Below are 8554 nucleotides of genomic sequence, written 5' to 3' on the forward strand. Positions count from 1 at the left end.
ATTCTCTCCCTTAAAAAAGTTCTATATAATCTTTTCCATATTTGAATTTATCCTGATTGAACAGAATCTTTAAAGCTAAAGTGATGTTTTTTGTCTGAGCTTTCTTTTGAGTATTTTTATCATTAAAATCATCCATCTCCTTTACATGGGATGAACCAGTTGTTCTTCTTATCATCTCACAAGCACAATACCCAGCAGTATCTTTTAAAACACTATCCAAATACCAAAGTTTAAACTTCTCATTGGTTTTGGCAAAGTGTTCAGTGGCATATCTATCCCAAACCTCAAGAAAATCAATTTTAAAGTTATCTATAAAACTCTCAATTTGAGTTAAAACATACTCCTTGTACTGAATATTTCCTAAAGCCTCATGATAACAGGCATCCATAAAGAGATTTGCCAAAAACATCCCAATATCAAAGCCCATAGGACCATAGAATGAAAACTCAGTGTCTATAAACTTTAAACTGTTCTCTTTGACAAAGATACTTCCACTGTGAGCATCTCCATGAAGAAGAGCCTGAGCGTTACACATGAAGTTATGTTTTAGCTTAGCCACTTCAAAAGCTACCTTTTCATCATTGAAAACCCTCTCTTTAACAAAGTCCAAAAGGTGCTCATCTATTCTATTTCTAGATGCTAAAAAAGCTGAGTTAGTAAGAACTAGGTGCTCTGTTAAATCACATAGATCCTTATTGATAAATTTTATAACCTCATCTTTTTTAGATTTGCTATCCAGTACAATATCACTGGTTCTAAGGAGTGTGTTGGCAAAGAAGTTAGCTGCATCTTTTCCTAGATTTGGGAATACAGTTCCATTGATCATAGCGGTTCTAAGAATCTCATGACCTGTTAAGTCCTCCATGGCTATAATATATCTTGTAGGGTCATAGTTATAGACAATAGGAACCATATTTGGAGAGAGTTTTCCCTGAGTCATAAGTCCCATAGCTTCAATCTCACCTCTTTTAGCATCCAGTTTCATCTCAACAGAAGTTCTAGCATAGGGAAGAGACTGTTTTAAAATAAGAGATTTTCCTGAATTTGAATCCACAACTCTAAAAACATTATTTAGATTACCATCTCCAATCTCTTTACAACTTAAACCCTCTCTATCCTTAAAAAAGTTTAAAGTTTCAACAGAATATGTAAGTGCGGAATCCTCATTTAAAATCTCATAAGCTGTTATACTCATCTACTCCACCTCTCTCATTTTAGCTAAGCTCTCTTTATAGTCTGGTCTAGCTATACCTTTCTCACAGATAATTGCAGTGATCAGTTCATTTGGTGTAACATCAAAACATGGATTATAAACCTTTATACCATAAGGGGCAGTTCTTTTTCCAAATCCCTCTGTAATCTCCTCATCAGGTCTTAATTCAATGGGAACATCACTCCCCTTTTCCATAGAGAAATCCACACTGGCAAAAGTTGAAGCCACATAGAATGGGATATTGTGATATTTTGCTAAAACAGCAACATTGTAAGTACCTATTTTATTTATTGTATCTCCATTGGCAGCAATTCTATCACTGGATACAACAACAGCGTCAATAAGACCCTGCTGCATACAGTACGCAGCCATATTATCACAGATTAAAGTCACGTCCACTCCAGCTTTTTGAAGCTCATGAGCGGTTAATCTAGAACCCTGTAAAAGTGGTCTTGTTTCATCTACAAAGGCTTTTATATTCATACCTCTCTCTTTTGCCAAATAGAATGGAGCCAGTGCAGATCCTCTTATAACAGTGGCATAACTTCCAGCATTACAATGGGTTAAAACAGTCATTCCATCTTTTAGTAAAGATAGAGCAAACTCCCCAACCTTAGCACAATCATCTATATTTTCCTGTCTGATCTCATGACATCTATTTAAAATGGCTTTTTTTATCTCAGGAACAGAGAGATGAGCATTTTTTAGGGCACACTTTCTAATCTTATCCACCATTACAAAGAGTTTAACAGCAGTTGGTCTAGCTGTGTCCATATAGTCACAAACTTCAAGAACCCTATCCACAAACTTTTTAGAATCTGTTTCATCTGATTTCCAAACTCCTAAATATACACCATAAGCTCCACCGATACTTAGTGCACCAGCTCCTCTAATTGTAAGAGTTTTAATGTAGTGGTGCATCTGCTTTTCATCAGTAACCGTTAAAAATACAGTTTCTGTTGGAAGCTTAGTTTGATCCAAAATAATAGCCCCATTATCACTCCACTCTATTGAATATATAAGATCTTTTTCAGTTTTCATATATTTTCTCCTCCCATTGCAATTTTTAATATATTAACAATATCCTTGGCATTTAATTTGACATAGTTTCCCATAGTTTCTCTATCACCTAAAGCTTTTTTTGCCATGAACTCAAAGTGCTCATCTGGAATGTTTAACTCCTTTAAAGTTGTAGCTAATCCAAGGGATTTAAGGAAGATTTCCAAAGCCTCAATTCCATTTTCACAATTAAATATATTTTTTGAAAAACTCTCAATTTTTTTAGGATTAAACTGTTTAACATATTTCAACCAAGCTGGAAAAATAACAGCCATTCCAGCTCCATGATTTAAATCATAAATAGCACTAATCTCATGTTCAATTCTATGAGATGACCAATCCGCCACTCTTCCACAAGCAATCATGCCATTGTGAGCAACAGTAGCTGTCCACATAATCTCTGCACAGGTATTATAATCTTTAGGATTTTCTAGATATTTAGGTCCAAGTTTAATAATAGTTCTCATAGCAGCTTCAATTAAGGAGTCACTTAATTCAACATTTTCAGTTGGAGAGAAATATCTCTCCATAAGATGCGATAAAATATCCACAACTCCACAGCACATAAGTTTTTGAGGTATAGAGAAACAAACTTGAGGATCAAGTATAGCAAACTCAGGAATATTAAATTCTGTATCACAAACAGCCTTAGTCGAATCCTCCTCCCTAGTGATAATACTACTTTCAGACATCTCTGATCCAGCTCCAGGAATTGTTAAAACAACTCCAACCTTTAAAGAGGTAGTGGGTTTATCTTTACCTATAAAAAAGTTCCAAACATCACCAATATAAGGTGTACCAAGAGCAATAGCTTTGGAGGAATCAATAACACTACCACCCCCCACAGCTAATATAAAATCAATATCATTATCTATACATAAATCGATACCTCTTTCCACAAGAGATAGTCTTGGATTTGGAACGACTCCAGGCAGTTCAATAAAATCTATATTATTTTCTTTTAAGGACTCAACTACAGTATCATAGATACCAAGTTTTTTAATTAGTTCTCCCTCATAGTGCAACAAAATTTTAGAAGAATATGGTTTTATATATTTACCAACACTTTTAAAGCTATCTTTTCCAAAAATTATTCTGGTAGGACTTTTAAAATTGAAACTCTCCATCTGTACCTCCTATTGAAATATGTTATAATACACTATATATAATTCTAAAACTGTAAAAAATCAAGTAAAGGGGGCATTAAGTGTTTTACAACACTCAAATAAAAGATGAAAAAAGGGTCTTGTTTAGATGTTTATGAATATTTTAAAGAAAAAATATTAAATGGAGATTTAAAAGCAGGAGAGAAACTCCCATCTTTAAGACAGGTATCTATGAAAAAGAGACTGAATACAACAACGGCGTTAAAAGGGTATGAGATGTTGGAGAGAGAGGGGTATATCTTTAAGGTTTTAGGTAAGGGAAGCTTTGTAAGTGAGAGCAGAGATTTCTCTATTAACTTGGACAATAGATTAATTTTAGAAAGAGCTTTAATAACAGAGGAGGAGAAGAAAAATCTTATAGATTTTTCAAAGGATGAGATAGATTCTATAAAATTAATTGGACTGGATTTAAGAAATATAATGCTTAAAGTTTTGGTATTAAATGATGATATGTTTGAAGAGGAAAATTTAAAGGGAAGTAGGACTTTAAGAGAGGGAATAGCTGATTATTTAGAGGGGATAGATATCTTTATTTCAAATGAAGAGATAGTGGTTTTAAACAGTTCACAGCAATGTTTAAATACAATTTTAAAGCTATTTTTTAAGAAAAAAGGGGAGATAAGTATTGTGGTCTCAGATCCTACAAAATATAAGGCATTAAATCTATTTAAAGAGAGAGCAGATGTAAAGGGTGTTCATCTTTTAGAGGATGGATGGGATTTTCAAGATTTTGAAGAGATTTTAAAAAATAATAAAATAGATTTTGTATATGAGAGCTTTAATTATCAAAATCCCTCTGGAATAGTTTGGTCTGATGAGAAAAAGGAGAGGCTTCTTAAGTTGGCACAAGAGTATGATTTCTACATAATAGAGGAGGATAATAACTCAGAGTTTTACTATACGGAAGAGAAACCAAAAGCATTGAAATATTTTGATAGGAGAGGAAAAGAGAGAGTATTTTATCTTAAAGACCTAGCTAAATGCATACATAAAGAGATGAAGATAGCGTATATGATTATCCCCCCTATTTTTAGAGAGCGTTTGGAGTTTGAAGTTTTAAATTCAGAGATAACTCCAGGAAACTTTACTCAAAAAACATTAGAATATTTAATAAAAAATGGTATCTACTCAGAGAGTTTAATAAAAATAAGAGAAAAAATAAAGATTAGATACGAATATATGGTTGAAAGATTAAAAAAGATGAAAGGGATAAGACTTATGCATAGTCCAGGGGGTGGAAGGTCAATCTGGATTAAATTGAGTCAAAATATCGATGAAAAAGAGTTTTATTATCTTTGTAAAAAAAATGGCGTTTCCATTCTACCAGGGACTATCTTTTATTGGGATAAAAGAGTTGATTCAAAAATTAGATTAAGTTTTGTTGGAATAGAAAAAGAGGAGATAGAAAAGGGATTAAATATAATTGAAAATGCTATAAATGAGATAGATAAAAAAGTGTTATAAAACACTTTATTGAGCGTTTCCTTGATTAAAAAAAAATTGTGAGCTAATATCATAGCAATAAATTTCTTTTAAGGGGAGCGTGAATAAAGATGTTGGATAAAAAGGATAGTTATAAGAGCTTTATGGGATTAACACCTCTAATCTTATTTGTGATAATGTTTTTAGTGACAGGGATAGTGACAAAAGATTTTTCAAGTATGCCTGTCTTAGTAGGATTTATGTTTGTACTAGCTTATGCATTGTCATTGAATAGGAAGGATAAGAAGATATCTCTTGAGGAAAAAGTAGAGATTTTTGCTAGAGGTGGTGGAGAATCAACTATAATTTTGATGGTTACAATTTTTATATTAGCAGGAGCATTTTATTCTGTTGCTAATGCTATGGGGTCAGTGGATGCAACAGTAAATTTTGGTCTGAGCATTTTACCATCTAAAGCCATATTGCCAGGTATTTTTATAATAAGTTGTATCATTTCCTTTGCAATGGGAACATCTATGGGAACAATTACAGCGATAGTTCCAATTGCAATAGGTATGTCTCAGCAGACAGGATTGGATATATCTCTTTTGATGGGAACTGTTGTTGGAGGAGCAATGTTTGGGGATAACCTATCTTTTGTTTCAGATACAACAATAGCTGCTGCAAGAACACAGGGGATAGAGCTAAGAGATAAATTTAAAATGAATGCCTTAATAGTTTTACCAGCTGTAATATCAACGATTATAATTTTGGCTTTAGTTCCTGAAGCTAAGGGAACAGTGGAAGTTGGGGAATACTCTTTAATAAAGATACTACCATATATCTCTATCATAGTGAGTGCTTTAATAGGATTAAACGTAATGGTGGTATTAGCCATTGGAATTGGAACAGGAGCGATTTTAGGATTATCACTTGGAGCATTTAATTTTGTGGAGTTATTAGGATTTATTCAAAGAGGGTTTGGATGGATGCAAGATCTTTGCTTAATTGCCATAGTAATAGGAGGGATAATAGCTCTAATGGATTATTATGGTGGAGTAAACTACCTTCTAGATAAGATAACATCTAAAATAAAAAGTAAAAAGGGAGCAGAAGCTGGAATAGCAACTTTAGCTGCACTAATTGACGTTGCAACAGCTAATAATACAATCTCCATAGTGACAGCTGGTCCATTGTCAAAAGATATATCTAAGCAGTATGCAATAGATTTAAGAAGAACTGCTAGTTTATTAGATATTTTTTCTTCAGCTTTTCAAGGATTGCTTCCATATGGAGGGCAACTTCTTGTAGCTGCGGGATTAGCTCAGATATCTCCAATGGAGATAGTTCCATATAATTATTACTCATTTTTAATGATTTTATTTGGAGGATTATCAATTGTATTTAATATACCTAAATTAAAAGGATATCAAAAAGAAACAATAATAGAGCAAAAAGCTGAAGAGGAGATTTTTTAGAATAATAAAATAAAGAGACCGATTAAAAAATATTTTTTAGTCGGTCTTTTTTTCTTGCTAAATGTTATAAAAAAAAGTATCATATTAGATATAAAAGAGTTAGGAGATTATAATAATGAGAAAGAGTAGTAGTGATAATATCTATGAAACGATAAAAAATGATCTGTTAGTTGGAAATATCGATTTTGGTGATAAAGTAGTAGAGATTGACTATGCAAATAAATTAAATGTTAGTAGAACTCCTTTAAGAGAAGCTATAAAGAAGTTAGAGATTGAAGGAATAATTGAGAGATTACCAAATGGTAGACTTAGAATTATGGATATAACTCCACAAAAAATAGATGAGATATTCGAAATTAGAATATGCCTTGAAGGCATTTTATTTGATTCTATTGTAAAAAATAAAAATGGAGTAGATAGAATATACCAAAATCTAATTTTAACAAAATATCTTATAGACACTGAAAATTGGGATGAAGCTAGAAGATTATTTTTAGAGTACAATTCATTGGTGTATTCAGCATCATCACTAGAATATGCTGTAAAAATATTAAGACACTACGATTTTATAATATCAGCATTAAAAAGAAAATCTTTAAAAAGTGAGAGTAGAGTTTTAAAAGCTTACAATGAGCATTTAGAGATTATAAGTTTACTTAGAGATGGAGAGTTAGAAAAGGCAAAAGAAGCTAATAAACTTCATCTATTAAATGCTAAAGAGATAGTAAAAAAGACCATCAAATAGATTTTGACGGTCTTTTTTTATTAAAACATCTTTATAGATAGGGCAAATGCCATCATTATTAAAGAAACACTAAATAAACCTACAAAAGAGTATTTAATATGATCTTTTAACTCAATACCAGCAAGTCCTATTCCTAAGAAAGTTGCAGGCACTAGTGGACTTATGAAAAGAGAAAGATTTTTACCAATAGTCATAGCTACAGCCATACTTAAAGGTGTTATTTCAAAGTTCTTTCCAACTTCAATAGCAAGAGGCATTAGTCCATAGAAATAAGAGTCAGTTCCTAAAACTAATCCAAGAGGTAGTGATAGAACACCCATTAAAATATGAAGTTGTGAAGCAATAAATGCTGGGATAACTTTTAAAAGAGGGATTGTCATCGCTTCTAACATTCCACTATTACCTAAAATTCCAACCATAACTCCAGCTCCTAACATAACAGATGATACATCAAGGGCAGCAGGTGCATGTGCTTTTAATCTATTTTTTTGATCTTTAGGATTAGGGTAGTTAACAACTAGTGCAATGGCACATCCAATCATAAATACAAAGTATGGAGGGAAAGTATTAATTAAAAGTAAAACTAAAACTCCAAGAGTTAAAAGCATATTAAATGCAGTTAGTTTAGGTCTTTTTAACTCATCCTCTTTCTTTTGAGAGATATGTGTTCCCTCTTCTATTTCAAATTCTGGAGAGCTTTTTTCTAAAATACCAGCTCCATTAAATTTTACTTCTCTCATAGCACCAAAAATAGCAAGTCCTATTGTAGTTACAACTCCTAAAATTTGAATAGGAATCATAATATGCCATAGATCATTAGGGTTCATACCTAAAACAGTAGCTGCTCTAGCTACAGGACCTCCCCAAGGTAGAAGATTCATAACTCCCATACCAGCTCCAACTATCATAAGTAGAAGTTGAGGACGGATATTAAGTTTTTTATAAAGCGGTAGTAAAGCTGGAACTGTAACTAAAACAGTTGTAACAGTGGCACCGTCAAGGTGGGAGAAAATGGCAACGATGGCAGTGACAACGGCAACTGCAATAACATTTGTACCAGCTTTTTTAACCAACTTATCAACAATAACGTCAAACATCCCGGCATCAGACATTAGACCGAAGAAAGTAACAGAGAAAATAAATAAAACAGCCATTTCACTAGTTTTACCAACACCTTTTTTAACAAAGGTTACAATTTCTGGAAATGAAAAACCAGCTAGGATAGCAGCAATAAAAGGTATTGTAATAAATACAACTAACGGTATAGTTTTTGATTTAAAAAGAAAATACATCATAGCAAAAAGCATAATAAAACCAGCAAGGGCTAGTAACATAATAAAACCTCCCAAAAATCTCATTTTATAATTGAACAATTGTATACAAAAATTCTCGTTGTGCAAATTATAAATATTTGTTTTGAAAAAGTCAATATATTTTTTTAAAAAACATTACTTTCCAAAAACTAACATAT

At 32.3% G+C, this 8554-nt stretch carries 7 protein-coding genes; 3 read left to right on the forward strand and 4 right to left on the reverse strand.

The features are described 5' to 3' along the window. Positions 1–10 precede the first annotated feature (10 nt). The 3 genes from mtnK to ACMOUI_RS00735 are packed head-to-tail and all read right to left on the reverse strand — an operon-like array spanning position 11 to position 3399. Positions 11–1195: an S-methyl-5-thioribose kinase gene (gene mtnK, locus ACMOUI_RS00725; protein ID WP_418963830.1), complete on the reverse strand. Its 1185-nt coding sequence runs from the start codon at positions 1193–1195 to the stop codon at positions 11–13. Further along, complete coding sequence (gene mtnA, locus ACMOUI_RS00730; protein ID WP_418963831.1) at positions 1196–2254, reverse strand: S-methyl-5-thioribose-1-phosphate isomerase; 1059 nt, start codon at positions 2252–2254, stop codon at positions 1196–1198. After that, entirely contained in the window at positions 2251–3399 is a 1149-nt protein-coding gene (locus ACMOUI_RS00735) for an iron-containing alcohol dehydrogenase (RefSeq protein ID WP_418963832.1), read from the reverse strand. The genes mtnA and ACMOUI_RS00735 overlap by 4 nt, the downstream gene beginning before the upstream one ends. 105 nt (positions 3400–3504) lie before the next feature. Here ACMOUI_RS00735 and ACMOUI_RS00740 point away from each other — a divergent pair, with 105 nt between their 5' ends. From ACMOUI_RS00740 to ACMOUI_RS00750, 3 genes are all read left to right on the forward strand, one after another. Next, a complete protein-coding gene (locus ACMOUI_RS00740) occupies positions 3505–4902 on the forward strand; it encodes a PLP-dependent aminotransferase family protein (protein ID WP_418963833.1) in 1398 nt (465 codons plus the stop codon). Positions 4903–4991: 89 nt separating this feature from the next. Then, positions 4992–6338 (forward strand): Na+/H+ antiporter NhaC family protein, encoded by a 1347-nt coding sequence (locus ACMOUI_RS00745; protein WP_418963834.1) that lies wholly within the window; start codon positions 4992–4994, stop codon positions 6336–6338. 115 nt (positions 6339–6453) lie between these two features. Further along, a complete protein-coding gene (locus ACMOUI_RS00750) occupies positions 6454–7083 on the forward strand; it encodes a GntR family transcriptional regulator (protein WP_023050461.1) in 630 nt (209 codons plus the stop codon). 20 nt (positions 7084–7103) lie between these two features. Here the strand turns inward: ACMOUI_RS00750 and ACMOUI_RS00755 are convergent, their stop codons facing one another. After that, positions 7104–8417, reverse strand: coding sequence for a CitMHS family transporter (locus ACMOUI_RS00755; protein WP_040406966.1), 1314 nt, complete (start codon positions 8415–8417; stop codon positions 7104–7106). Between the last annotated feature and the right edge of the window lie 137 nt (positions 8418–8554).

Source organism: Cetobacterium sp., from assembly GCF_048470075.1.
Taxonomy (GTDB): Bacteria; Fusobacteriota; Fusobacteriia; order Fusobacteriales; family Fusobacteriaceae; genus Cetobacterium_A.

Bases quoted from the DNA above. Each gene is read 5' to 3' on its own strand.
- ACMOUI_RS00740 (WP_418963833.1), top strand. From the start codon at position 3,505: ATGAAAAAAGGGTCTTGTTTAGATGTTTATGAATATTTTAAAGAAAAA.
- ACMOUI_RS00750 (WP_023050461.1), top strand. From the start codon at position 6,454: ATGAGAAAGAGTAGTAGTGATAATATCTATGAAACGATAAAAAATGAT.
- mtnK (WP_418963830.1), bottom strand. From the start codon at position 1,195: ATGAGTATAACAGCTTATGAGATTTTAAATGAGGATTCCGCACTTACA.
- ACMOUI_RS00755 (WP_040406966.1), bottom strand. From the start codon at position 8,417: ATGTTACTAGCCCTTGCTGGTTTTATTATGCTTTTTGCTATGATGTAT.
- ACMOUI_RS00745 (WP_418963834.1), top strand. From the start codon at position 4,992: ATGTTGGATAAAAAGGATAGTTATAAGAGCTTTATGGGATTAACACCT.
- ACMOUI_RS00735 (WP_418963832.1), bottom strand. From the start codon at position 3,399: ATGGAGAGTTTCAATTTTAAAAGTCCTACCAGAATAATTTTTGGAAAA.
- mtnA (WP_418963831.1), bottom strand. From the start codon at position 2,254: ATGAAAACTGAAAAAGATCTTATATATTCAATAGAGTGGAGTGATAAT.